Source organism: Streptomyces venetus (genome assembly GCF_039540295.1).
Classification (GTDB): domain Bacteria; phylum Actinomycetota; class Actinomycetes; order Streptomycetales; family Streptomycetaceae; genus Streptomyces; species Streptomyces venetus.
Window position 1 is genome coordinate 153172 of sequence record NZ_BAABET010000003.1, and the last position, 24209, is coordinate 177380.

The window sequence follows — 24209 nt, forward strand, 5'->3', positions numbered from 1 at the left end:
ATTCGCACGAGACGAAGAAGGAATTAGTAAGACAAGCCGATGAAATAGCCACTTCACTCTTGAGGGTGATTTATTCGCCCATTTGCCCGTAAAGTCTATGCTTGCCCTTTACTCTGCATTACGATCCGTTTACTGAGCGTTGATTCATCCCGCCGATTTACGCCGTGACCCACGGCCGCGACCGAACCCCCGCCCCGAGCGGGACCCCCACGTCACGCGACCGCGCAGCCCCGGAGGAGACGGGAAACCATGTCAGCCTGCGTCCCCACACGCGCCGCCGATCCGAACCGGACCGAGCGCACCCATCCACCCCACAGCCCGCCGCCGAGCGGCCCCCGGCGATTCCGGATCGCGGGTGCCGACGTGTCGGCCTCGATCGCGGTCTTCCTGATCGCCCTGCCCCTGTCTCTGGGCATCGCCCTGGCCACCGGCGCGCCCCTCCAGGCCGGCCTCGTCGCCGCCGCGGTGGGCGGGCTCGTCGCCGGGCGGATCGGCGGCTCCCCGCTCCAGGTGAGCGGACCGGCCGCCGGACTCACCGTCGTCACCGCCGACCTCATCCAGCGCTACGGCTGGCGGACGACCTGCGCCATCACGGTCCTCGCCGGCCTCGCCCAACTCGGCCTGGGCTGCCTGCGCGTGGCGCGTGGCGCCCTCGCCGTCAGCCCCGCCATCGTGCACGGCATGCTCGCCGGGATCGGCGTCACCATCGCCGTCGCCCAGCTGCACATCGTGCTCGGCGGCACACCCCAGAGCTCCGTGCCCGACAACCTGCGTTCCCTGCCCGCCCAGTTGGCGCACATGCGCCCGTCGGCCGTGTCGGTGAGCCTGCTGACGCTGGCGCTGCTGCTGCTCTGGCCGAGGCTGCCCGGCCGGGCCGGGCGCCTGCTGCGCAAGGTCCCGGCGGCACTCGTCGCCGTCGCCGGAGCCACCGCGGCCGCCGCCCTCGCCGGCCTCCGCCTGCCCAAGGTCGACCTGCCGTCCTGGAGCAACCACGCCCTGGCCGGGCTGCCCGAGGGCCCCGGGCTCGGCCTCGTCGCCGCGGTGCTCACCATCACGCTGGTGTGCAGTGTGCAGTCGCTGCTCGGCGCGGTCGCCGTGGACAAGCTGGTGGCCGGCCGGCCGGGCCTGTCCGCCCACGTCGGGCGCTCCGACCTCGACCGCGAACTGCTGGGCCAGGGCGCCGCCAACATCGTCTCCGGATCGCTCGGCGGGCTGCCCATCGCCGGTGTCGCCGTACGCAGTTCGGCGAATGTGAACTCGGGTGCGGTCAGCCGGAACTCCACGATGCTGCACGGCGTTCTCGTAGTGATCGCCGCGCTGCTGATGGTCCCGATCCTGGAGCTCATCCCGCTCGCCTCGCTCGCCGCCCTGGTGATGGCCGTCGGCATCCAGATGGTGTCCCTGCACCACATCCGCACGGTGACGCGCCACCGCGAAGTATGGGTCTACGCCGTCACGACCCTCGGCGTCGTCTTCCTCGGCGTCCTCCAGGGCGTGGCGCTCGGCATCGCCATGGCGGTCGGCGTCGCCCTGCACCGCCTCACCCGCACCCGCATCACGCACGAGGAGAAGGAAGGAGTCCATCACGTACACGTCAGAGGACAGTTGACGTTCCTCGCGGTGCCACGGCTGAGCCGGGCCCTGCATCTCGTACCCCACGGCGCCGACACGGTCGTCGAGCTGGACGGTTCGTTCATGGACCACGCGGCGTACGAGACCTTGCAGGACTGGCAGAAGACGCACACCGCGCAGGGAGGCAAGGTCGAGATCGCCGGCCGGCACCCCGGCACACGCATCTCCGAGCCCCACGCCTCCCCCGGCTGCCGTTGCCGTCCCTGGACACCCTGGCGCAACCACCAGTGCGAACGCCCCCAGTCCGCTCTCCCCTCCGGGAACGCCCCGGACGGGACGGACCGCTCCGAGCCGGACCCGACGGGCACCGGCACCGCCGGCGGGCACGAACTGGCGCGTGGCATCAGCGCGTTCCAGCGCAACACCGCGCCCCTGGTGCGCGGCGAGCTGGCGCGGCTGGCTCGCGAAGGGCAGCAGCCTTCGCAGCTCTTCCTGACCTGTGCCGACTCACGACTGGTCACGTCGATGATCACCTCCAGTGGTCCGGGCGACCTGTTCGTGGTGCGCAACGTGGGCAACCTCGTCCCGCTGCCGGGGGAGGAGAGCGGCGACGACTCGGTGGCGGCCGCGATCGAGTACGCCGTGGACGTGCTCCAGGTGCGGTCCATCACGGTGTGCGGGCACTCGGGGTGCGGAGCCATGCAGGCGCTGCTCAGCTCCGAGCCCGGCGGTGCACAGACGCCGCTCAAGCGGTGGCTGCGGCACGGGCTGCCCAGCCTGGAGCACATGGGCGACGGCAGCCGGCAGCCGACCCGGCTGGGCGGACGCCCGCCCGCCGACTCGGTCGAGCAGCTCTGCCTGACCAACGTGGTCCAGCAGTTGGAGCACCTGCGTGCTCACGACTCGGTCGCCCGCGCCCTGCGGGAGGGCGAGCTGGAGCTGCAGGGCATGTACTTCCACGTGGGCGAGGCCCAGGCCTACCTGCTCACCGAGGTGGACGGGGACCGAGTGTTCGACCATGTCCGGGAGGCCGACCAGCCGGCGTGAGCGGGCAGCCCGCCGCACGGCAGCCGGCCGCGGCGGGCCACACCCGGTGGCCCCTGTCCAGGGCCGATCAGGCGTAGGCGAGCGGCGACCCCCGTACGCCGCCCGCCGCCCGCCGCCCGCCGCCCGCCGCCCGCCGCCCGCCGCAGCCTCAGCCCTGGGACTCCGGCTCGCAGGGCTTGATCTCGCCCTTGACCGCGTAGAACGCCTCGCTGTTGTGGCCGGGCTTGCCGTCCTTGCGGCTGGTGTTCTCGATACCCAGGGAATCGCCCCGGTGCAGGGTGACTTGCCACTGGCGGTGGAAGGCCGGGTCGGTCGGACCGCCGACGGGGACGGAGCCCTCCTCGGGGGGCTCCCCGATGAATCCCCGTGCCACGCTGCCCGACAGCATCTTGCCGCGTGGCTGCGCGCAGTAGTGACCGAAGGGGAGGTCGTCGATGGTCACGTGGATGCCCTCGGCACGCAGGCGTTCGGCCAGTTGACGCTGGGATTTCTCACCGATCGCGATCTTCGTGAGGGTGAGTGTGACGCTGCCGTCGCCGTGCCGCTCCACCGCGTACGCCGGTGATTCGGCCGGTGACCCCGGCACGAGCACCAGCACCAGCCCGGCCACGGCACAGGCACCCGCGGCCAGGGCGAGCCGCCGCCCCGTGAGCACCCCCGTCAGCACCCCCGCGAACGGGGCGCGGCGCGGAGCGGCAGCACGGGCGGGAGCGGCGGCCCAGTCGGGAGCGGCGGCCTCGCGCATCTCGATCTCGTGCCGCAGCTCGGCCAGCAGCCGGTCCTCGAACGTGGTCTTCGTGGTCACGCCTCTCCTCCGGTTCCTCCGGCTCCGCCGGTGACGTACGACAGGGACGGGCGGGGCGGGGTCTCCGTCGCCGGATCCGCCTCCGCCCGCAGGGCCTTGCGGGCCCGGTGCAGCCGCACCCGGGCCGTGACCTGGCGGATGCCGAGCGCCGCGGCGGCCTCGGTGACCGTGAGCTGGTCCACGGCGACGAGTTCGACGACGGCCCGTTCACCGTCCGGCAGCCGCTCCAGCGCGGCCAGCGCCCGGCGCCCCGGGCTCTCGGCGTCGAGCTTGTCCTCCAGCCGCGCGATGTCGTCGGGCTCCAGCAACCGGCGCCCCGAGATACGGACGTCACGCGCCGTCTCACGTGCGATCCGGCGGCGCTCGGAGGAGACGATGTTGCGCGCGATGCCGTACAGCCAGGCCCGTTCGTCACCTCGGCCGGGGCGATAGGTGTGGGCCGAGTCGAGGGCCGCGAGGAAGACCTCGGCGGTCAGGTCCGCCACGGTGTGGACGTCGGCGACACGCCGGGCCACGAAAGACATCACGGCGTCCACGTGGCGCCGGTAGAACTCTTCGAAGAGCTGGGGGTCGTGGGCCGCCGCCGCGGGCCCGCCCCGTATGCCGTCCACTCGCCTGTCCTTTCGTCGGTGCGCTTCACCTGTAATTGGGCCGACGTGTGAAGGGCGTTACAGAGGCTGAACCCGGTCCGGTCGGCGTCCGTGGGTAGGAATGACCGGGCCGCCGCGCGCCACGGGCGGACGGCCTGCGTAAATGCCCCGCAAAGAGGTCTAAACCAATAATCCGTCGGCCCTTGTCATCGGGCCGCCCGGTCTGATGAGCTGTGGCACGGGACACAGCGGACAACCCTGAGAACGGGAGATGTCGTGAGCAACGAAAGCCTGGCCAACCTCTTGAAGGAAGAGCGCAGGTTCGAACCCCCCGCCGACCTGGCCGCTGACGCCAACGTCACCGCGGAGGCGTATGAACAGGCCAAGGCTGACAGGCTCGGCTTCTGGGCCGAGCAGGCCCGTCGGCTGACCTGGGCCAAGGAGCCCACCGAGACCCTCGACTGGTCGAACCCGCCGTTCGCCAAGTGGTTCAAGGACGGCGAACTCAACGTCGCCTACAACTGCGTCGACCGGCATGTGGAGGCCGGGCACGGCGACCGCGTCGCCATCCACTTCGAGGGCGAGCCCGGCGACAGCCGCGCGATCACCTACGCCGAGCTCAAGGACGAGGTCTCCAAGGCGGCCAACGCGCTGCTGGAGCTGGGAGTTCAGGCCGGCGACCGGGTCGCCGTCTACATGCCGATGATCCCCGAGACGGCGATCGCGATGCTGGCCTGCGCCCGCATCGGCGCCGCGCACTCGGTCGTCTTCGGCGGCTTCTCCTCCGACGCGCTCGCCACCCGCATCAAGGACGCCGACGCGCGCGTGGTCATCACCTCCGACGGCGGTTACCGGCGCGGCAAGCCGTCCGCGCTGAAGCCGGCCGTGGACGAGGCGGTGGAGAAGGCGGGCATCGTCGAGCACGTCCTGGTCGTGCGCCGCACGGGCCAGGAGGTCGCCTTCGCCGAGGGCCGCGACGTCTGGTGGCACGACGTCGTCGGGCGGCAGTCCGCCGAGCACACCCCGCAGGCGTTCAACGCCGAGCACCCGCTGTTCATCCTCTACACCTCGGGCACCACGGGTAAGCCGAAGGGCATCCTGCACACCTCCGGCGGCTACCTCACCCAGACCGCCTACACCCACCACGCCGTCTTCGACCTCAAGCCGGAGACCGACGTGTACTGGTGCACCGCCGACGTCGGCTGGGTCACCGGCCACTCGTACATCGTCTACGGCCCGCTGGCGAACGGCGCGACGCAGGTCATGTACGAGGGCACGCCCGACACGCCGCACCAGGGCCGCTTCTGGGAGATCGTGCAGAAGTACGGCGTGACGATCCTCTACACCGCGCCGACCGCGATCCGCACGTTCATGAAGTGGGGCGACGACATCCCCGCCAAGTTCGACCTGTCCAGCCTGCGGGTGCTGGGGTCGGTGGGCGAGCCGATCAACCCCGAGGCATGGATCTGGTACCGCAAGAACATCGGCGGCGACCGCACCCCGGTCGTCGACACCTGGTGGCAGACCGAGACCGGCTCGATGATGATCACCCCGCTGCCGGGCGTCACCGCGACCAAGCCCGGCTCGGCCCAGACGCCGCTGCCCGGCATCTCCGCGACGGTCGTCGACGACGAGGCGAACGAGGTGCCGAACGGCGGTGGCGGCTACCTGGTGCTGACCGAGCCGTGGCCGTCGATGCTGCGCACCATCTGGGGCGACGACCAGCGGTTCATCGACACCTACTGGTCGCGCTTCGAGGGCAAGTACTTCGCGGGTGACGGCGCCAAGAAGGACGACGACGGCGACATCTGGCTGCTCGGCCGGGTCGACGACGTCATGCTCGTCTCCGGCCACAACATCTCCACCACGGAGGTCGAGTCCGCGCTCGTCTCCCACCCCTCGGTCGCCGAGGCGGCCGTGGTCGGTGCGGCGGACGAGACGACCGGGCAGGCGATCGTCGCCTTCGTGATCCTGCGCGGTACGGCCGCCGAGACCGAGGATCTGGTCGCCGAGCTGCGCACGCACGTCGGCAACACCCTCGGCCCGATCGCCAAGCCCCAGCGGATCCTGCCGGTGGCCGAGCTGCCCAAGACCCGCTCCGGCAAGATCATGCGCCGGCTGCTGCGGGACGTCGCCGAGAACCGCCAGCTCGGTGACGTCACCACGCTGACGGACTCCACCGTCATGGACCTCATCCAGAGCAAGCTGCCCGCCGCGCCCAGCGAGGACTGATCAGGCAGCGAGGGCTGTCAGGCATAGCAGAACAGGCGAAGGGCACCCGGCAGGCAGCACGCCGGGTGCCCTCGTGGCGTCCTTGGTGAAAGTCCTGGCGTGCGCTCAGCCCTATGGTTACCTAAACTAACCAAAACAACTGCTCCAAGGTGCGCCGGGAAGTCTGGTCGGCAAAACGTTCCGTCCTGCCCACCGACCGGAGGTTGCTCCCGTGACCGCGCCCCGCCCCAGCACCCCCCGCAAGGTCCTCGCCCGGCTGTCACTGCCGGAGCGGACCTATGTGGCGGACGCGCTGCGCACCGAGACCGTCGGCGGGGTCCTGCTGCTCGCCGCGGCGGTGACCGCGCTGCTCTGGGCGAACATCCCGGCCCTTCGGGACAGCTACGAGAGCGTCTCCCACTTCCACCTGGGGCCCGCCGCCCTCGGCCTCGACCTGTCGGTGGCGCACTGGGCCGCCGACGGACTGCTGGCGCTCTTCTTCTTCGTCGCCGGGATCGAGCTCAAGCGTGAGCTCGTCGCGGGTGACCTGCGTGATCCGAAGGCCGCCGCGCTGCCGGTCGTCGCCGCCCTCTGCGGCATGGCCGTACCGGCGCTCGTCTACACCGTCACCGGCGTCATCGGCGGTGGCTCCCTGGCCGGCTGGGCCGTGCCCACCGCCACCGACATCGCCTTCGCGCTCGCCGTGCTCGCGGTCATCGGCACCTCCCTGCCGAGCGCGCTGCGGGCCTTCCTGCTCACGCTCGCCGTCGTCGACGACCTCTTCGCGATCCTGATCATCGCGGTGTTCTTCACCGCCGACCTGAACTTCGCCGCGCTCGGCGGCGCCGTGGCGGGGCTGGTCGTCTTCTGGGTGCTGCTGCGCAAGGGCGTACGCGGCTGGTACGTGTACGTGCCGCTCGCCCTGGTCGTCTGGGCGCTGATGTACAACAGCGGCGTGCACGCCACCATCGCGGGCGTCGCCATGGGCCTGATGCTGCGCTGCCACCGCCACGAGGGCGAGGACCACTCCCCCGGCGAGCACATCGAGCACCTCGTACGGCCCCTGTCGGCCGGTCTGGCCGTACCGCTGTTCGCGCTGTTCAGCGCGGGCGTCGCCGTCTCCGGCGGCGCGCTCACCGACGTGTTCACCCAGCCCGAGACGCTGGGTGTCGTCCTCGGACTCGTCGTCGGCAAGGCCCTCGGCATCTTCGGCGGGACCTGGCTGACGGCCCGTTTCACCCGGGCCTCGCTCAGCGACGACCTCGCCTGGGCGGACGTGTTCGCGGTGGCGAGCCTCGCCGGAATCGGCTTCACCGTCTCGCTGCTCATCGGCGAACTCGCCTTCGAGGGTGACCAGACCATGACCGACGAGGTCAAGGCAGCCGTCCTGCTGGGCTCGATCATCGCCGCGACACTCGCGACCGTGCTGCTGAAAATCCGCAACGCCAAGTACCGCCGGCTGTGGGAGGCCGAGGAGCGCGACGAGGACCTCGACGGCATCCCGGACGTCTACGAGGAGGACGATCCGGCGTACCACCTGCGCCTGGCCGCCCTCTACGAACGCAAGGCCGCCGAGCACCGCCGGATCGCCCAGGAGAAGGCGACGACGCGGCACGGGCTTGCCGAAGTACCGGGCGGGGCAGGCGAGGACCACCACCGTCCGGCATGATCTGACGAGACGGTACAAAAGACGGGACCGTACGCAGTCAGGCCGTACGCAGTCGGGCGACTGCGGCCGGTCAGGCACAAGACGCGGAAAAGCGGACCGTACGCGGAAGAGCAGAAGAGGGAGACCGCGATGAGCGCACCCGACGGCAGCCCGGTCGGCGCCGAACGCACCATCGGCCAGCTGTTCGCCTCGGCGACGGCGGAAATGTCGGCGCTGGTGCACGACGAGATCGCGCTGGCCAAGGCGCAGCTCAAGCAGGACGTCAAACGCGGCGCGACCAGCGGCGGCGCCTTCTCGATGGCCGGCGCGGTACTGATCTTCTCCCTGCCGATGCTGAACTTCGCGCTGGCGTACGGCATCCGGACCTGGAGCGACTGGAACCTCGCGATCTGCTTCCTGCTCTCCTTCGCGGCGAACGTGCTGGTCGCCGTCGTGCTGGCGCTGATCGGCGTGGTCTTCGCGAAGAAGGCCAAGAAGAGCAAGGGCCCGCAGAAGGTCGCCGCCTCGATGAAGGAGACCGCGGGCGTCCTGCAGAAGGCCAAGCCGCACCCGCGTCCCGAGCTCGCCCAGGACCGGGTCCCCGAGGCCATCGAGGCTGTGGCACGCTCGTCGTCATGACGGACCCCGCCACTCCCCCGGCACAACCAGCCTCGGCCGTACTTCTGGACGGGCCCTGGAGCCACCGCGACGTCGCCGCCAACGGCGCGCGTTTCCACATCGCCGAGCTGGGAGACGGGCCGCTGGTGCTGCTGCTGCACGGTTTCCCGCAGTTCTGGTGGACCTGGCGGCACCAGCTGGTGGCACTCGCCGACGCGGGCTTCCGGGCCGTCGCCATGGACCTGCGGGGCGTCGGGGGCAGCGACCGCACACCGCGCGGCTACGACCCCGCCAACCTCGCGCTCGACGTCACCGGCGTCATCCGCTCGCTCGGCGAGCCGGACGCCGCGCTGGTCGGCCACGACCTGGGCGGATACCTCGCGTGGACGGCGGCCGCGATGCGCCCCAAGCTGGTGCGGCGGCTGGCGGTCGCGTCCATGCCGCACCCGCGGCGCTGGCGCTCGGCCATGCTGCGGGACGTCAAGCAGACGCGCGCCGGTTCACACATCTGGGGGTTCCAGCGGCCCTGGATCCCGGAGCGCCAGCTCACCGCCGACGACGGGGCGCTCGTGGCCGACCTGATCCACGACTGGTCGGGGCCGCGCCCGCCCGAGGACGAGGCGCTGGACAACTACCGGCGCGCCATGTGCATCCCCTCCGCGGCGCACTGCGCGGTCGAGCCGTACCGCTGGATGGTGCGCTCCCTGGCCCGCCCTGACGGTATCCAGTTCAACCGCCGCATGAAGCGGCCCGTGCGCGTGCCGACGCTCCACCTGCACGGCTCGCTCGACCCCGTGATGCGCACCCGCAGCGCGGCGGGATCCGGCGAGTACGTCGAAGCCCCCTACCGCTGGCGCCTGTTCGACGGCCTCGGCCACTACCCGCACGAGGAGGACCCGGTCGCGTTCTCCTCCGAGCTGATCAACTGGCTGAAGGATCCCGAACCCGATCGGTGACCGAGCGAGCGCGTCCCGTGCCCGCAGGTGAACGCTTGTCCGACGCCCGGCCGCATGCCTGGCCAATTGCCTGGCGCATAGGCCAATTGGAGGCGCCGGGAGCGGTTATCGACCATGGGGCGGGGGCACACGTCGGGGTATGGGCTGGACGCACGACTACAGTGACGCAAGCCGCAATCGCCGCTCGGCGGGCGGTGCGAACCCCCACCAGAGAAGCGGCGCACCGCAGATGGTGACCGCGGATCCCAGGGTGGGGATTCCGCGCATCCTCCGCCGCCGGGCCCGCTGGGTCTCCGTACGTCTGCGCCACACCCGCGACTGAGGCGCCACACACGCGACGGAGACGCCACCCGTGTGAGTGACGCCCCGGCCATCCTTCTCCAGGACCGCTCCTAGAGGGCGCAGCTGTCGCTGCCCACCTGCTGGTTGGCGGTGCGCCCCTTGGTGATGTCGTCCTGGATCTCGTCCGCGGTGAGCGCGTAGCCCGTCTGGGCGTCGTCGAGGGACTTGGCGAACACCACGCCGTAGACCTTGCCGTCGGGCGTGAGCAGCGGGCCGCCGGAGTTGCCCTGGCGGACGTTGGCGAAGAGGGAGTAGACGTCGCGGCGGACCGTGCCGCGGTGGTAGATGTCCGGGCCGTTGGCCGTGATGCGGCCACGCACGCGTGCGGCACGCACGTCGTACGCCCCGTTCTCCGGGAAGCCCGCGACGATCGCGCCGTCCCCGCTGTTCGCGTCCTCCTTGGTGAACCGCAGTACGGGCGCCTTGATGTCCGGCACGTCGAGTACGGCGATGTCGCGCCGCCAGTCGTAGAGCACGACCTTCGCGTCGTACTTCCTGCCCTCGCCGCCTATCTGCACGGTCGGCTCGTCGACGCCGCCCACCACGTGCGCGTTGGTCATCACACGGCGGTCGGAGAAGACGAAACCGGTGCCCTCCAGGACCTTGCCGCAGCTCGGCGCCGTGCCCATGACCTTGACGATGGAGCGCTGGGCACGACTCGCCACGGGGCTGTTCGCCAGGGCCGGGTCCGGGGGCTGGACGTCGGTGATCGGCTCGTTCGAGAACGGGCTGAAGACCTGTGGGAAGCCGTTCTGCGCGAGGACGGAGGAGAAGTCCGCGAACCACGTGGCGGCTTGGTCGGGCAGCGCCTGGGAGACACCGAGCAGCACCTTGGAGTTGCGGACCTCCTTGCCGAGCGTCGGCAGTGTGGTGCCCGCGAGGGCGGAGCCGATCAGCCAGGCGACCAGGAGCATCGCCACGACGTTGACCAGGGCGCCGCCGGTGGCGTCGAGGGCCCGGGCCGGGGACCAAGTGATGTACCGGCGGAGCTTGTTGCCGAGGTGGGTGGTGAGGGCCTGGCCGACGGAGGCGCAGACGATGACGACGACGACCGCGACGACGGCTGCTGTCGTGTTCACCTCCGCGTTGTCCGTGAGCGCGTCCCAGATGACGGGCAGCACGTAGACCGCGACGAGGCCACCGCCCAGGAAGCCGATCACCGACAGGATGCCGACGACGAAGCCCTGGCGGTACCCGACGACCGCGAACCACACGGCGGCGACCAGCAACAAGATGTCCAGCACGTTCACGGAGGCCACCCTGTCATGCGCGCCAGTCGAGCGGGACCTGCTTCTCGCGGTCCCAGGGCCGCTCCCAGCCCGCGTAGTGCAGCAGCCGGTCGATGATTCCGGCCGTGAAACCCCAGACAAGGGCTGATTCGACCAGAAATGCCGGACCTCGGTGGCCGCTTGGGTGGACGGTGGTGGCGCGGTTCGCGGGATCAGTGAGATCCACCACGGGGACGGTGAAGACCCTGGCGGTCTCGTTGGGATCGACGACCCCGACGGGGGTGGGCTCCCGCCACCAGCCCAGGACCGGGGTGACGACGAAGCCGCTGACCGGGATGTAGAGCCTGGGCAGCACGCCGAAGAGCTGGACGCCGGAGGGGTCGAGCCCGGTCTCCTCCTCGGCCTCGCGCAGGGCGGCCCGCAGCGGGCCGTCGCCCCGCGGGTCCCCGTCCTCCGGGTCGAGGGCGCCGCCGGGGAACGAGGGCTGGCCGGCATGGGAACGCAGCGAGCTCGCGCGCTCCATGAGCAGCAGCTCCGGCCCGCGCTCGCCCTCCCCGAACAGGATCAGCACGGCGGACTGGCGCCCCGCGCCGTCCTCCGGCGGCAGGAAGCGGCTCAACTGCGTCGGCCGCACCGTCTCGACGGCGTGGACGACCGGGTCCAGCCAAGTGGGCAGCCCCTCCTTGGTGACCGTCACCCGGCCGCCCCGTGTGTTGCTCGCACGCGTCATCGCCACCCCCGTCGTCCTGCCGCGTCCAACGTCCGGTCGGCCCGAGATCGTTCCGCCGGCGGCCGAAACCCACCGTTCGGGCGGTCCTCCAGGACGGCTCGCCGGGCCGTCCGGACGTCCTGCCGAGCCACCCGGCCGTCCTGCCCAGCCACCTGGGCGTCCCGCCGGGACATCCGGCCGTCCCGCCGGGTCATCCGGCCCCCAGCGGCGGCGCCGGCTTGCCGCCGGCGTCCAGATACGCCTGCGGGGGATTCAGGCGCTGGCCGGGGAAACCGCCCTTCTCGTACTTGAGCAGCTTCTTCGCCTTCTCCGGGTCGGTCTCGCCCTCGCCGTACGCCGGGCAGAGGGGTGCGACGGGGCAGGCGCCGCACGCGGGCTTGCGGGCGTGGCAGATACGGCGGCCGTGCCAGATCACGTGGTGCGAGAGGTCCGTCCAGTCGCTCTTCGGGAAGAGCGCGCCGATGGCGGCCTCGATCTTGTCCGGGTCGGTCTCGCCGGTCCACTGCCAGCGGCGCACCAGGCGCTGGAAGTGCGTGTCCACGGTGATGCCGGGGCGGCCGAAGGCGTTGCCGAGCACGACGAAGGCGGTCTTGCGGCCGACTCCGGGCAGCTTGACCAGGTCCTCCAGCCGGCCGGGGACCTCACCGCCGAAGTCCTCGACCAGGGCCTTCGACAGCCCTATGACCGACTTCGTCTTGGCCCGGAAGAAGCCGCACGGGCGGAGGATCTCCTCCACCTCCTCCGGGTTCGCCGCGGCCAGATCCTCCGGGGTCGGGTACCTGGCGAAGAGGGCGGGTGTCGTCTGGTTGACGCGCAGGTCGGTGGTCTGGGCGGACAGGACCGTGGCGACCACCAGCTGGAAGGGGTTGGTGAAGTCCAGCTCGGGGTGGGCGTACGGGTAGACCTCGGCGAGCTCCCGGTTGATACGGCGGGCACGCCGGACCAGGGCGGTGCGCGACTCGCCGCCCGGCGGATGGACGACGGCCCTGGCGGGGGCGGTGCCCTTGATGCGGGCGGTGGCCTTCTTGGTCGCGACGGTGACCTTCTTCGCGGCGGGCGCCTTCTTCACAGCGGGGGCCTTCTTCACGGCGGGGGCTTTCCTCACAGGCGCCGAGGCCTCCTTGGCAGCGGACGCCACCCGCCTCGAGGACGCCGCCTTCTTTGCAGCGGATCCCACCCGCTTCGAGGACGCAGCCTTATTGCCGGGCGTCTTCTCGGCGGGGGCCTTCTCGGCAGGGGCCTTCTTGCCTGGCGCCTTCTTGCCGACGGACGCGGGCTTCTTCGTATCAGCCGACTTCTTCGCCGCAGCCGACTTCTTGGCCGCGGCCGTTTTCTTCGCGGCAGCCGACTCCCCGGTGGTCGGCTTCCCCGCGGGCGCCGCCTCCTCTGTCGCTTTCGCCGTTTTCCTACCGCCATCGGGGCTCTGTTCGCCCACAGCGGAATCGCGACGTACAACCACCCGCGCAGCCCCCTCGGCCTGTGCTCTCACCGGCGATTTGGACACCCGGCCAGCCTAAGCCCCGGCACCGACATCCGGCCCGGCCCCTGAAGATCGGCGCCCAATTGGACCCCTGCCGCGTACCCCGGGACATGTGTGCGGCATCCTTGTGACAGATCACACTGTTTGGACCGTCCGGAAAAATGGGCACCTCGGTGCCTTGGTACGCGGGGGATCAACCTCCCCTGAGCAGGTCGACAAGGAGAGAACTCGTGGACGACGTTCTGCGGCGCAATCCGCTCTTCGCGGCGCTCGACGACGAGCAGGCCGCGGAGCTCCGCGCCTCCATGAGTGAGGTGACCCTCGCGCGTGGTGACGCCCTGTTCCATGAGGGCGACCCGGGTGACCGCCTCTACGTGGTCACCGAGGGCAAGGTCAAGCTCCACCGCACGTCCCCCGACGGCCGCGAGAACATGCTGGCCGTGGTCGGCCCCGGCGAGCTCATCGGCGAGCTGTCGCTGTTCGACCCGGGCCCGCGCACCGCGACCGCCACCGCGCTGACCGAGGTCAAGCTGCTCGGTCTCGGCCACGGCGACCTCCAGCCCTGGCTGAACGTCCGCCCCGAGGTGGCCACCGCGCTGCTGCGTGCCGTCGCGCGCCGGCTGCGCAAGACCAACGACGCGATGTCCGACCTCGTCTTCTCGGACGTCCCGGGCCGTGTCGCCCGCGCCCTGCTGGACCTGTCCCGCCGGTTCGGTGTGCAGTCCGAGGAGGGCATCCACGTCGTCCACGACCTCACGCAGGAGGAGCTGGCCCAGCTGGTCGGCGCGTCTCGCGAGACGGTCAACAAGGCCCTGGCGGACTTCGCCCAGCGCGGCTGGCTGCGCCTGGAGGCCCGCGCGGTGATCCTCCTGGACGTGGAGCGCCTCGCCAAGCGCTCGCGCTGACGCGCACACCCCCCAGCCGTACGTCATCGGGCCCTGTCCCCCACTCGGGGACGGGGCCCGACGTCGTACCCGAGTAGCCGGCACGGTCAGATGAGGCCGTGCTCCTCCAGGTAGTCCAGCTGGGCCCGGACCGACAGCTCCGCCGCGGGCCACAGGGAGCGGTCCACGTCGGCGTAGACGTGGGCGACGACGTCGGCGGGGGTGCGGTAGCCGTCCTCGACGGCGGTCTCCACCTGAGCGAGGCGGTTGGCGCGGTGGGCGAGGTAGTACTCGACGGCGCCCTGGGCGTCCTCCAGGACCGGGCCGTGGCCCGGGAGCACCGTGTGGACGCCGTCGTCGACCGTGAGGGAGCGCAGGCGCCGCAGGGTGTCCAGGTAGTCGCCGAGACGGCCGTCGGGGTGGGCCACGACCGTCGTGCCGCGGCCGAGGATCGTGTCGCCGGTCAGCACCGCCCGGTCCGCCGGGAGGTGGAAGGAGAGGGAGTCGGCGGTGTGGCCGGGGGTCGGGACGACCCTCAGCTCCAGACCGCCGGTGGTGATGACGTCCCCCGAGGCCAGGCCCTCGTCGCCCAGCCGCAGCGCCGGATCGAGGGCACGCACGCGCGTGCCGGTCAGTTCGGCGAAACGGACGGCGCCCTCCGCGTGGTCGGGGTGGCCGTGGGTCAGCAGGGTCAGGGCGACCCGCTTGCCGGCCTGCTCGGCCGTGGCGACGACCTGGCGCAGGTGCCCGTCGTCGAGCGGGCCCGGGTCGACGACCACGGCCAGGTCCGAGTCCGGCTCGGACAGGAGCCAGGTGTTGGTGCCGTCCAGGGTCATCGCGGACGGGTTGGGGGCGAGGACGTTGACTGCCCGTGCGGTGGCAGGGCCCGAGAGGACCCCGCCGCGAGGCTGTCCGGGAAGGGCTGCTGCGTCCGTCATGCGGTGGCTCCACCGGTCGGGAGGGTCGGGACGTGCTTGGTGAACTCGTCGTGCCCCGGCCAGGACAGCACGATCTCGCCGTCCACCAGCCGGGCGGTGGCCAGCACGGGCGTGAGGTCACGCCCCGGGGCGGCCGCGAGCGCCCCGGCGGCGCTGTCGTACTCCGTCAGCTGGCGCAGGGTCGCGATCGTCGGCGGCATCATCAGCAGCTCGCCCTTGTCGTAGCCGGACGCCGCCTCGCCCGGGGTGATCCACACCGTGCGGTCCGCCTCCGTGGAGGCGTTGCGGGTGCGCTGCCCGTCCGGCAGGGCGGCCACGAAGAACCAGGTGTCGTAGCGGCGGGACTCGAACTCCGGCGTGATCCAGCGGGTCCAGGCGCCCAGCAGGTCGGAGCGCAGCACCAGGCCGCGGCGGTCCAGGAACTCCGCGAAGGACAGGTCCCGGGCGACCAGGGCGGCACGGTCGGCCTCCCAGTCGGCGCCGGTGGTGTCGCCGACGACCGAGTCGGGCGTGGGACCGGCGAGCAGCACGCCCGCCTCCTCGTACGTCTCCCGGACGGCCGCGCAGACGATCGCCTGGGCCGACCTCTCGTCGACGCCGAGCCGCTCGGCCCACCACGCGCGCGTGGGGCCCGCCCAGCGGACCTGGTGGTCGTCGTCCCGTGGGTCGACGCCGCCGCCCGGATACGCGTACGCGCCTCCGGCGAAGGCCATGGAGGCGCGTCTGCGCAGCATGTGGACGGCGGGGCCGGCGCCGGTGTCCTTCAGGAGCATGACGGTGGCCGCGCGTTTCGGGGTGACCGGGGTGAGGCTGCCGGCCGCGAGTGCGCGGATGCGGTCCGGCCACTCCGGGGGGTACCACTGACCGTTCGCCATGGGCGCGAGGCTATCTGGTGACGGGCGGATGTTCGAGTGGCCCCCGGGACGGACTCCGCAGCTAGAGCCCACTGAGGAGGCCCTGAAGGGTCCTGTGCGAGCTCGCGGGGTCCTACGCGAGCTCCACCTGGATCTCGACCTCCACCGGCGCGTCCAGTGGCAGCACCGCCACGCCCACGGCACTGCGCGCGTGCACGCCCTTGTCGCCGAGAACCTCGCCGAGCAGCTCGCTCGCGCCGTTCAGCACCGCGGGCTGGCCCGTGAAGTCCGAGGCCGAGGCCACGAAGCCCACGACCTTCACCACGCGCGCGATGCGGTCCAGGTCACCGGCGACGGACTTGACGGCGGCCAGGGCGTTCAGCGCGCAGGTGCGCGCCAGCTCCTTCGCCTCCTCCGGGGTGACCTCCGCGCCGACCTTGCCCGTGAGCGGAAGCTTGCCCTCCACCATCGGGAGCTGGCCGGCGGTGTAGACGTACGGTCCGGACTGCACGGCCGGCTGGTACGCGGCGAGCGGCGGGACCACGTCGGGCAGGGTCAGGCCCAGCTCGGCCAGCTTCGCCTCGACAGCGCCCATCACTGCTTCTCCCGCTTCAGGTAGGCCACGAGCTGCTCGGGGTTGTTCGGCCCGGGCACGACCTGGACGAGCTCCCAGCCGTCCTCGCCCCAGGTGTCCAGAATCTGCTTCGTGGCGTGGACGAGCAGCGGCACGGTTGCGTATTCCCACTTGGTCATGCGGCCGACTTTAGCCCCTGCCCGGGAGGCGTCACGCAGCCGACCGGGCACCGGTTGTCCACAGCCTCCCGCGTAGCCCGGGCGCGGACTGGTTAGGCTCGAATACGTGAGCAGGCTCCAGGTCGTCAGCGGCAAGGGCGGTACCGGTAAGACCACGGTGGCCGCCGCCCTAGCGCTGGCCCTGGCCACGGAGGGGAAGCGGACGCTTCTCGTCGAGGTCGAGGGTCGCCAGGGCATCGCGCAGCTCTTCGAAACGGAAGCGCTGCCTTATGAGGAGCGGAAGATCGCCGTCGCTCCAGGGGGCGGGGAGGTGTACGCCCTCGCCATCGACCCCGAACTGGCCCTTCTGGACTACCTCCAGATGTTCTACAAGCTGGGGAGTGCCGGACGGGCCCTGAAGAAGCTCGGCGCGATCGACTTCGCCACCACCATCGCGCCCGGCCTGAGGGACGTACTCCTCACCGGCAAGGCGTGTGAGGCGGTGCGCCGCAAGGAACGCAGCGGGCGGTTCGCGTACGACTACGTCGTCATGGACGCCCCGCCCACCGGGCGCATCACGCGGTTCCTCAACGTCAACGACGAGGTCGCGGGCCTCGCCAAGATCGGCCCGATACACAATCAGGCCCAGGCCGTGATGCGGGTGCTGAAGTCGCCGGAGACGGCCGTGCACCTGGTGACGCTGCTGGAGGAGATGCCCGTCCAGGAGACCGTGGACGGCATCGCCGAGCTGCGTTCGGCCCGGCTGCCGGTGGGGCGGATCATCGTGAACATGGTCCGGCCGGAGGTGTTGGACGAGACCGACCTGGAACTCCTGAGGTCGGTCCCGCGTTCCACTGTCGCGCGGTCCCTGTCGTCCGCCGGGCTCGGCGGGGCGCGGCGCGGCGGGCACGCCGAGCGGCTGGTGGACCCGCTGCTCACCCAGGCCGAGGAGTACGCCGAGCGGTACACGCTGGAGCACGACCAGCGCGCGGTCCTCGCCGAGCTGGGGCTGCCGCTGCACGAACTGCCGCTGTTCGCCGAAGGCATGGATCTGGCGGGGCTGTACGCGCTGGCCCGCGAGCTGCGCGAGCAGGGTGTGTCGTGAGCCGGGGTGTTATGACCCGAGGTGTCGTGAACCGGGCGTGCCTCGAGCCCCGGCGAAGTACGCAGGCGGCCCGTCATGAGTCGGAAGCACAGGCAAGGCCCGTCATGAGTCGGAAGCAGGGGATGTCATGAGTCGTCCGGACCCGGCCCACACACACGACCCGGCCCGCCCTCTGGACCCCGCGCGCGTGCTCGACGTGGATCCGCTGCTGGCGGATCCGAAGACCCGGATCGTGGTCTGCTGCGGCTCGGGCGGCGTCGGCAAGACCACGACGGCCGCCGCCCTGGGGCTGCGCGCGGCCGAGCGGGGCCGCAAGGTCGTGGTCCTCACCATCGACCCGGCCCGCCGGCTGGCCCAGTCCATGGGCATCGACTCGCTCGACAACACCCCGCGCCGGGTGAAGGGCATCGACGACTCCGCGGGCGGCGAGCTGCACGCGATGATGCTCGACATGAAGCGCACCTTCGACGAGATCGTCGAGGCGCACGCGGACTCCGAGCGGGCGGCCACGATCCTGGGCAACCCCTTCTACCAGTCGCTCTCGGCGGGCTTCGCGGGCACGCAGGAGTACATGGCGATGGAGAAGCTCGGGCAGTTGCGGGCCCGGGACGAGTGGGACCTGATCGTCGTCGACACCCCGCCGTCCCGCTCGGCGCTGGACTTCCTGGACGCGCCGAAGCGGCTCGGGTCGTTCCTGGACGGCCGGCTGATCCGGCTGCTGACGGCACCGGCGAAGCTGGGCGGCCGGGCCGGGATGAAGTTCCTGAACGTCGGGATGTCGATGATGACCGGCACCCTCGGCAAGCTGCTCGGCGGCCAGCTCCTCAAGGACGTCCAGACGTTCGTGTCCGCGATGGACACGACCTTCGGCGGGTTCCGCACCCGCGCGGACGCCACGTACAAGCTGCTCCAGGCGCCCGGCACGGCGTTCCTGGTGGTCGCGGCCCCGGAGCGGGACGCGCTGCGCGAGGCCGCGTACTTCGTGGAGCGGCTGGCCGCGGAGGACATGCCGCTCGCCGGTCTCGTCCTCAACCGGGTCCATGGCAGCGGCGCCGACGGCCTGTCGGCCGAGCGGGCGCTCGCCGCCGCGGAAAATCTTGAGGACGCCCGCATTGTGGATCAGGAGGACGGGAAAGCTGGACTTCGTAACTCTCCCGAAACGTACGGCAGTTCAGACTCTCCCACGTCGGAAGCACCAGCTCACGACCGTGCCGAGGCGCCCGCTCCGGCTCCTGAGGGTGGCTCCCCCGCCGAGGATGCCGGGCACGCCGAGCGGTCCGTCGACCAGCTCACGGCAGGCCTGTTGAGGCTGCACGCCGAACGGATGCAGCTGCTCTCCCGTGAGCAGCGCACGCGTGACCGCTTCACCGCGCTCCACCCCGAGGTGGCCGTGACGGAAGTGGCCGCACTGCCCGGCGACGTGCACGACCTCACGGGACTGCGCGACATCGGCGACCGGCTCGCGGCGGACGAGCGCGAGCTGCCCGACCCCACCGAAGACCCCGACCTGCCCGAGGCGAGTGCCTGAGGGCAACCGTCCTCGGCGAAACCAGCGAAACCGGCGACGGCGAAGGGCCCGTCGAGGGCCTGCCGGCCGTGAAGCACCCGGCGCCAGCCATGGAGTGTCCGGCGCCGACCGTGGAGGTCCCGGCCCAACCGTCAGGTTCCCGGCCTAACCGTGGAGTTCCAGGCGTAACCCTGGAGTTCCAGGCCTAACCGTAAGGTTCCCGGCCCAGCCGTGGAGTTCCCGGTGGAACCCCCTCAGCTCACCTCAGCTCACCGCCGCGTAGTTCTCGTAGATCTCGTCGTCGTCGAGGGGCACGATCCCCGTGCCGCGCTCGTACTCCGAGCGCGCGGTCTCCAGCAGCCGGCGCCAGGAGGTCACCGTGGGCCGCCTGCGCAGCAGTGCACGGCGCTCCCGCTCCGTCATGCCTCCCCACACGCCGAACTCGACGCGGTTGTCCAGCGCATCGGCCAGGCACTCCGTCCGCACCGGGCATCCGGTGCACACCGCCTTGGCCCTGTTCTGCGCTGCTCCTTGAACGAACAGTTCATCCGGATCGGTAGTGCGGCAGGCCGCCTGCGCACTCCAGTCGACTACCCAGCCCATACCGGCGCCGTCCTCTCCCGAATCGAGGCTCCCCCACGGCGGCAGCGGCATATTCACCGCCGCCAGTTGAGGACGTTACGGAAGGTGGGCACAGCGCAACACCCCCAGCGGGCCCAATCTTGAATGGCCCGAACGGACTATGGGTAAGCGGCAGATCACCCGGGGGAGTGAGCTGGTGACATACGTAACTTTCCCGGCAAACCGGGACAGTTCAGTTGCGTCACATCGGACGCCGTATGACACACAAGGCGGATTCGGACACGACCCCAACAAAAAAGTTGGGGAACACCCAGAACGATTCGGGGTCGCCGGACGTATTGATACGTGACCTCACTGCTGTGACAGTTGAGAGCAGCTTAGGCCAATGCCTATACGCCTGTCCGGCGAATGAGAACGTAGGCTGCCCTCATGCCAAAGAAGCGCTCGGGCGGTGGTCTGTCACCCACGCAGCAGGCCGCCAAGTTCCTCGGTGTCAGTGTTCTGGCGGGGGCCGTGCTGGCCGGCATCGCGCTGCCCGCGGTGGGCGCGCTGGGGCTGGCGGCGAAGGGATCGGTCGAGAGCTTCGACGAGCTCCCGGCGAACATGAAGACCCCGCCGCTGAGCCAGCGCACCTCGATCCTCGACGCCGACGGCGGCCAGATCGCCACGGTGTACTCGCGCGACCGCACGGTGGTCCCGCTCAAGGACGTCTCGCCGTACATGCAGAAGGCGATCGTCGCGATCGAGGACTCGCGCTTCTACCAGCACGGCGCGGTCGACCTGAAGGGCGTCCTGCGCGCCCTCAACAAGAACGCGCGCAGCGGTGAGGTCGCCCAGGGCGCCTCGACGCTGACGCAGCAGTACGTGAAGAACGTCTTCGTCGAGGAGGCGGGCGACGACCCGACGAAGGTCGCGCAGGCCACCCAGCAGACCATCGGCCGCAAGATCCGCGAGCTCAAGTACGCGATCCAGGTCGAGGAGGAGCTCGGGAAGAAGAAGATCCTCGAGAACTACCTGAACATCACGTTCTTCGGCCAGCAGGCCTACGGTGTCGAGGCCGCCGCCCAGCGCTACTTCTCCAAGTCCGCCAAGGACCTGAACGTGCAGGAGGCGGCCCTCCTCGCCGGCATCGTCCAGTCGCCCAGCCGGTACGACCCGGTCAACGACGAGGCGGAGGCCACCAAGCGCCGCAACACCGTGCTCCAGCGCATGGCCGCCGTCGGCGACATCTCCCGGGCGCAGGCATCGGAGGCGATGAAGGCACCGCTGGGCCTGAAGGTCAGCAAGCCCAAGAACGGCTGCATCACGGCGGTCAAGGGCGCCGGCTTCTTCTGCGACTACGTGCGCGAGGTCTTCCTGAACGACACGGTCTTCGGCAAGACCAAGGAGGAGCGGGCGAAGGTCTGGAACCAGGGCGGCCTCACCATCCGCACCACCATGGACCCGCAGGCCCAGGACTCGGCCCAGCGGTCCATCAAGGACCACGTCTACAAGAGCGACGAGGTGGCGACCGCCGCCTCCATCGTCCAGCCCGGCACCGGCAAGATCCTCGCCATGGGCCAGTCGCGTCCGTACGGCTTCGGCAAGAACCAGACGCAGATCAACCTTTCCGTCAACGGCTCGATGGGCGGCGGCATGGGCTACCAGCCCGGTTCGACGTTCAAGCCGATCGTGGCCGCCGCGGCCCTCGAGGACGGCATGCCGGCGAACAAGGTCTACCCCTCGCCGTACCAGATGGCGTACCCGAGCCCGGTCTCCGCCTGCGACGGCAAGAGGTGGCTGAACGATCCCGACAGGCCGGCCAAGCTCGAGAACGAGAACCGGTCGGAGGTCGGCCCGTACGACATGAAGGAAGCGACCGCCAAGTCGGTCAACACCTACTACGTGCAGATGATCAGCGACATCGGCATCTGCCCGGTGACGACGATGGCGAAGAAGATGGGCGTCGAGCGGGCCGACGGCCGCAAGATGGACCAGGCTCCGTCCATCGCCCTGGGCACCCAGGAGATGTCCCCGCTCACCATGGCGAACGCCTACGCGTCCTTCGCCTCGCGCGGCATGTACTGCACGCCGATCGCCATCGAGTCGGTCAGCCAGCGCGTCGGCGACCAGAAGAAGTCCCTGGAGGTGCCGAGGTCGACCTGCTCGCGAGCGATGTCGGAGAAGACGGCCGACACCATCAACGCGCTGCTCAAGGGCGTCGTCGAGGACGGCACGGGTTCGAAGGCGGGCCTCGGCAGCCGTCCCAGCGCGGGCAAGACCGGTACGACGGACGAGCGCTACGCGGCCTGGTTCGTGGGCTACACGCCGAACATGGCCGGCGCGGTGTGGGTCGGCGACCCCGCCCACAAGCGGAAGATGTCCGGCATCACCATCGGCGGCCGGTCGTACGGCAAGGTCTTCGGTGGTGAGGTCCCCGGTCCGATCTGGCGCGACATGATGTCCGGCGCGCTGGAGGGCAAGCCCGTCGAGCAGTTCAACACCGTCCACATCCCCGACGGCATCGACCGGAACCGCGACCGGGACGACGAGAACCGCGGCAACGGGGGCAACGGCCGTGGCAACGACGACGGCGGCTTCATCGGCGGCCTGGTCGGCGGCAACAACACCGGCGGCGGAGGCGGCGAGCCCGGCCCGACGCCCACCTTCTCCTTCCCGGAGGGCTTCTTCCGCGGACAGAACAACGGCGGCGGGAACGGCAACGGCGGGCGCTTCGGCTGAGCCGCCGGTGTGACCCGACAAAGGGGCGGCCCCCTCTTCCCGTACCGGGGAGAGGGGGCCGCCCTTTTCTGCCTTATGGGATCAGCCGGCGAGCAGCTTCTTCACCGCGGCGGCGACGCGGCCGCCCTCGGCCTGACCTGCCACCTTCGGGTTCACGATCTTCATGACGGCGCCCATGGCCCGCGGCCCCTCCGCACCGGCGGCCCGGGCCTCCTCGACGGCCTGGGCCACGATCTGCTGGAGCTCCTCGTCGGACAGCTGCTTGGGCAGGTACGTGGCGAGCACCTCGCCCTCCGCCTTCTCCCGCTCGGCCTGCTCGGCACGGCCACCCTGCGCGAAGGCCTCGGCCGCCTCGCGCCGCTTCTTCGCCTCCCGGGTGATCACCTTCTGCACCTCGTCGTCGGAGAGCTCGCGCTTCTCCTTGCCCGCGACCTCCTCCTTGGTGATCGCGGCGAGCGTCAGCCGGAGCGTCGAGGAGCGGAGCTCGTCGCGCTCCTTGATCGCGGCGTTGAGGTCGTCCTGCAGCTTCGACTTGAGCGTGGTCATGGGGTTGATTGTCGCAGGTACGGAAGGAAAGGCGCTCTTGATTTGTGGGGCACCGCGGGAAGCACCGGCGCCGACAGGGGGTTTCGCACACCGCCCGGGCACGGGCAACGGCCGGGGTCTGACACGATGGACGTATGCGCGCGCGATACGGAGTCCCCCTGGGAATCGCGGCGGCTGGTGCCGCCGGTCTGTTGTACGCGGCGGGCTTCGAGGCCCGCTCCTTCCGCCTCCGCCGGGTCACCGTCCCGGTCCTGCCCCCGGGAATGCGCCCCCTGCGTGTGCTCCAGGTCTCGGACATCCACATGGTCAGCGGCCAGCGCAAGAAGCAGCGCTGGCTCCGTTCCCTGGCCGGCCTGCGCCCGGACTTCGTGATCAACACGGGCGACAACCTGTCCGACCCGGAGGGCGTCCCGGAGGTCCTGGACGCGCTCGGCCCGCTGATGGAGTTCCCGGGGGCGTACGTCTTCGGCTCCAACGACTACTACGGCCCCACGCTCCGCAACCCGGGCCGCTACCTCCTCGAGAAGGTCCAGGGCCGCCACGGGCTGAACGGCAACCCGCCGGTCGTCGGCGCGGTGCACAACCCGTGGGAGGACATCCGGGACGGCTTCGACGCGGCGGGCTGGCTCAACCTGACCAACACGCGCGGCACGCTCAAGATCGAGGGCCTCTCGCTGGAGCTGACCGGCCTGGACGACCCGCACATCAAGCGGGACCGTTACGCCCGGGTGGCCGGGGGCCCGTCGGACACGGCGGACTTCTCGATGGGCGTGGTGCACGCCCCGTACCTGCGCACCCTGGACGCCTTCACGGCCGACGGATACCCCTTGGTGCTGGCCGGCCACACCCACGGCGGCCAGCTGTGCATCCCCTTCTACGGCGCCCTGGTCACCAACTGCGACCTGGACACGGACCGGGTGAAGGGCCTGTCGACGCACACGGCGGAGGACCGTACGTCCTTCCTGCACGTCTCGGCGGGCTGCGGCACGAGCCGCTACACACCGGTCCGGTTCGCGTGCCCGCCGGAGGCGACGTTGCTGACGTTGGTGGGCCGGGAGTAGAGACGAGCCGGCGACGGCGGCGGGGGCGACACGTGTGATGGTGTAACCCAC

At 70.8% G+C, this 24209-nt stretch carries 22 protein-coding genes; 11 read left to right on the forward strand and 11 right to left on the reverse strand.

Features of this window, described 5'->3' with window-relative positions; translation table 11 throughout:
* Positions 1-249: 249 nt before the first annotated feature.
* Positions 250-2619: a bifunctional SulP family inorganic anion transporter/carbonic anhydrase gene (locus ABEA82_RS10465; RefSeq protein ID WP_345661118.1), complete on the forward strand. Its 2370-nt coding sequence runs from the start codon at positions 250-252 to the stop codon at positions 2617-2619.
* Positions 2620-2767: 148 nt separating this feature from the next.
* On the opposite strand, the gene ABEA82_RS10470 is transcribed toward ABEA82_RS10465, so the two are convergent.
* Both ABEA82_RS10470 and ABEA82_RS10475 read right to left on the reverse strand, forming a co-directional pair.
* Positions 2768-3424, reverse strand: coding sequence for a hypothetical protein (locus tag ABEA82_RS10470; protein WP_345661119.1), 657 nt, complete (start codon positions 3422-3424; stop codon positions 2768-2770).
* Complete coding sequence (locus ABEA82_RS10475) at positions 3421-4035, reverse strand: RNA polymerase sigma factor (protein ID WP_345661120.1); 615 nt, start codon at positions 4033-4035, stop codon at positions 3421-3423. The genes ABEA82_RS10470 and ABEA82_RS10475 overlap by 4 nt, the downstream gene beginning before the upstream one ends.
* A 255-nt stretch (positions 4036-4290) precedes the next feature.
* Between ABEA82_RS10475 and acs the strand changes: the two genes are divergently transcribed.
* The 5 genes from acs (at position 4291) to ABEA82_RS10500 (ending at position 9769) form a co-directional block, all read left to right on the forward strand.
* Positions 4291-6246, forward strand: a complete 1956-nt coding sequence (acs, locus tag ABEA82_RS10480; protein WP_345661121.1) for an acetate--CoA ligase — start codon at positions 4291-4293, stop codon at positions 6244-6246.
* 211 nt (positions 6247-6457) lie between these two features.
* Positions 6458-7894, forward strand: a complete 1437-nt coding sequence (gene nhaA / locus ABEA82_RS10485) for a Na+/H+ antiporter NhaA (protein ID WP_345661122.1) — start codon at positions 6458-6460, stop codon at positions 7892-7894.
* A gap of 129 nt (positions 7895-8023) precedes the next feature.
* On the forward strand, positions 8024-8512 hold the full coding sequence (locus ABEA82_RS10490; protein ID WP_003991883.1) for a phage holin family protein: 489 nt from the start codon (positions 8024-8026) through the stop codon (positions 8510-8512).
* Entirely contained in the window at positions 8509-9447 is a 939-nt protein-coding gene (locus tag ABEA82_RS10495) for an alpha/beta fold hydrolase (protein WP_345661123.1), read from the forward strand. Before ABEA82_RS10490 ends, ABEA82_RS10495 begins: the two co-directional genes overlap by 4 nt.
* A 139-nt stretch (positions 9448-9586) precedes the next feature.
* A complete protein-coding gene (locus ABEA82_RS10500; protein ID WP_078506886.1) occupies positions 9587-9769 on the forward strand; it encodes a hypothetical protein in 183 nt (60 codons plus the stop codon).
* A 70-nt stretch (positions 9770-9839) separates the two neighbouring features.
* On the opposite strand, the gene ABEA82_RS10505 is transcribed toward ABEA82_RS10500, so the two are convergent.
* The 3 genes from ABEA82_RS10505 to nth form a co-directional block, all read right to left on the reverse strand.
* Entirely contained in the window at positions 9840-11039 is a 1200-nt protein-coding gene (locus ABEA82_RS10505; protein ID WP_345661124.1) for a MarP family serine protease, read from the reverse strand.
* A gap of 13 nt (positions 11040-11052) precedes the next feature.
* Positions 11053-11748, reverse strand: a complete 696-nt coding sequence (locus ABEA82_RS10510) for an NUDIX hydrolase (protein ID WP_345661125.1) — start codon at positions 11746-11748, stop codon at positions 11053-11055.
* Positions 11749-11938: 190 nt separating this feature from the next.
* Positions 11939-12886: an endonuclease III gene (gene nth / locus ABEA82_RS10515; RefSeq protein WP_345661126.1), complete on the reverse strand. Its 948-nt coding sequence runs from the start codon at positions 12884-12886 to the stop codon at positions 11939-11941.
* A 572-nt stretch (positions 12887-13458) separates the two neighbouring features.
* Between nth and ABEA82_RS10520 the strand changes: the two genes are divergently transcribed.
* Positions 13459-14133: a Crp/Fnr family transcriptional regulator gene (locus tag ABEA82_RS10520; RefSeq protein ID WP_003991877.1), complete on the forward strand. Its 675-nt coding sequence runs from the start codon at positions 13459-13461 to the stop codon at positions 14131-14133.
* 86 nt (positions 14134-14219) lie between these two features.
* On the opposite strand, the gene ABEA82_RS10525 is transcribed toward ABEA82_RS10520, so the two are convergent.
* The 4 genes from ABEA82_RS10525 to sp36 form a co-directional block, all read right to left on the reverse strand.
* Positions 14220-15050 (reverse strand): MBL fold metallo-hydrolase, encoded by an 831-nt coding sequence (locus ABEA82_RS10525; protein WP_345661127.1) that lies wholly within the window; start codon positions 15048-15050, stop codon positions 14220-14222.
* Positions 15047-15925 (reverse strand): NUDIX hydrolase, encoded by an 879-nt coding sequence (locus ABEA82_RS10530; RefSeq protein WP_345661128.1) that lies wholly within the window; start codon positions 15923-15925, stop codon positions 15047-15049. Before ABEA82_RS10530 ends, ABEA82_RS10525 begins: the two co-directional genes overlap by 4 nt.
* Before the next feature lie 112 nt (positions 15926-16037).
* Positions 16038-16499 carry a RidA family protein gene (locus ABEA82_RS10535; RefSeq protein ID WP_003991874.1) on the reverse strand — a complete coding sequence of 154 codons (462 nt, stop codon included), beginning with the start codon at positions 16497-16499 and terminating at the stop codon, positions 16038-16040.
* Positions 16499-16657, reverse strand: coding sequence for a Sp36 family protein (sp36, locus tag ABEA82_RS10540; RefSeq protein WP_003991873.1), 159 nt, complete (start codon positions 16655-16657; stop codon positions 16499-16501). Before sp36 ends, ABEA82_RS10535 begins: the two co-directional genes overlap by 1 nt.
* Positions 16658-16763: 106 nt before the next feature.
* On the opposite strand from sp36, the gene bagA reads away from it, so the two are divergent.
* Complete coding sequence (bagA, locus tag ABEA82_RS10545) at positions 16764-17741, forward strand: ATPase BagA (protein ID WP_345661129.1); 978 nt, start codon at positions 16764-16766, stop codon at positions 17739-17741.
* A 127-nt stretch (positions 17742-17868) separates the two neighbouring features.
* Entirely contained in the window at positions 17869-19269 is a 1401-nt protein-coding gene (bagB, locus tag ABEA82_RS10550) for an ATPase BagB (RefSeq protein ID WP_345661130.1), read from the forward strand.
* A 243-nt stretch (positions 19270-19512) separates the two neighbouring features.
* Here the strand turns inward: bagB and wblA are convergent, their stop codons facing one another.
* On the reverse strand, positions 19513-19851 hold the full coding sequence (wblA, locus tag ABEA82_RS10555; protein ID WP_345661131.1) for a transcriptional regulator WblA: 339 nt from the start codon (positions 19849-19851) through the stop codon (positions 19513-19515).
* 408 nt (positions 19852-20259) lie between these two features.
* Between wblA and ABEA82_RS10560 the strand changes: the two genes are divergently transcribed.
* Positions 20260-22551, forward strand: coding sequence for a transglycosylase domain-containing protein (locus ABEA82_RS10560; RefSeq protein WP_345661132.1), 2292 nt, complete (start codon positions 20260-20262; stop codon positions 22549-22551).
* Between the two features lie 81 nt (positions 22552-22632).
* On the opposite strand, the gene ABEA82_RS10565 is transcribed toward ABEA82_RS10560, so the two are convergent.
* Positions 22633-23097: a GatB/YqeY domain-containing protein gene (locus ABEA82_RS10565; protein WP_345661133.1), complete on the reverse strand. Its 465-nt coding sequence runs from the start codon at positions 23095-23097 to the stop codon at positions 22633-22635.
* Between the two features lie 134 nt (positions 23098-23231).
* Between ABEA82_RS10565 and ABEA82_RS10570 the strand changes: the two genes are divergently transcribed.
* On the forward strand, positions 23232-24158 hold the full coding sequence (locus ABEA82_RS10570) for a metallophosphoesterase (protein WP_345661134.1): 927 nt from the start codon (positions 23232-23234) through the stop codon (positions 24156-24158).
* Positions 24159-24209 lie beyond the last annotated feature (51 nt).

Bases quoted from the DNA above. Each gene is read 5' to 3' on its own strand.
- ABEA82_RS10560 (WP_345661132.1), top strand. From the start codon at position 20,260: ATGCCAAAGAAGCGCTCGGGCGGTGGTCTGTCACCCACGCAGCAGGCC.
- ABEA82_RS10510 (WP_345661125.1), bottom strand. From the start codon at position 11,748: ATGACGCGTGCGAGCAACACACGGGGCGGCCGGGTGACGGTCACCAAG.
- ABEA82_RS10525 (WP_345661127.1), bottom strand. From the start codon at position 15,050: ATGACGGACGCAGCAGCCCTTCCCGGACAGCCTCGCGGCGGGGTCCTC.
- ABEA82_RS10500 (WP_078506886.1), top strand. From the start codon at position 9,587: ATGGGCTGGACGCACGACTACAGTGACGCAAGCCGCAATCGCCGCTCG.
- sp36 (WP_003991873.1), bottom strand. From the start codon at position 16,657: ATGACCAAGTGGGAATACGCAACCGTGCCGCTGCTCGTCCACGCCACG.
- ABEA82_RS10465 (WP_345661118.1), top strand. From the start codon at position 250: ATGTCAGCCTGCGTCCCCACACGCGCCGCCGATCCGAACCGGACCGAG.
- ABEA82_RS10535 (WP_003991874.1), bottom strand. From the start codon at position 16,499: ATGGGCGCTGTCGAGGCGAAGCTGGCCGAGCTGGGCCTGACCCTGCCC.
- ABEA82_RS10490 (WP_003991883.1), top strand. From the start codon at position 8,024: ATGAGCGCACCCGACGGCAGCCCGGTCGGCGCCGAACGCACCATCGGC.
- ABEA82_RS10570 (WP_345661134.1), top strand. From the start codon at position 23,232: ATGCGCGCGCGATACGGAGTCCCCCTGGGAATCGCGGCGGCTGGTGCC.
- bagB (WP_345661130.1), top strand. From the start codon at position 17,869: ATGAGTCGTCCGGACCCGGCCCACACACACGACCCGGCCCGCCCTCTG.
- wblA (WP_345661131.1), bottom strand. From the start codon at position 19,851: ATGGGCTGGGTAGTCGACTGGAGTGCGCAGGCGGCCTGCCGCACTACC.
- ABEA82_RS10495 (WP_345661123.1), top strand. From the start codon at position 8,509: ATGACGGACCCCGCCACTCCCCCGGCACAACCAGCCTCGGCCGTACTT.
- ABEA82_RS10530 (WP_345661128.1), bottom strand. From the start codon at position 15,925: ATGGCGAACGGTCAGTGGTACCCCCCGGAGTGGCCGGACCGCATCCGC.
- ABEA82_RS10565 (WP_345661133.1), bottom strand. From the start codon at position 23,097: ATGACCACGCTCAAGTCGAAGCTGCAGGACGACCTCAACGCCGCGATC.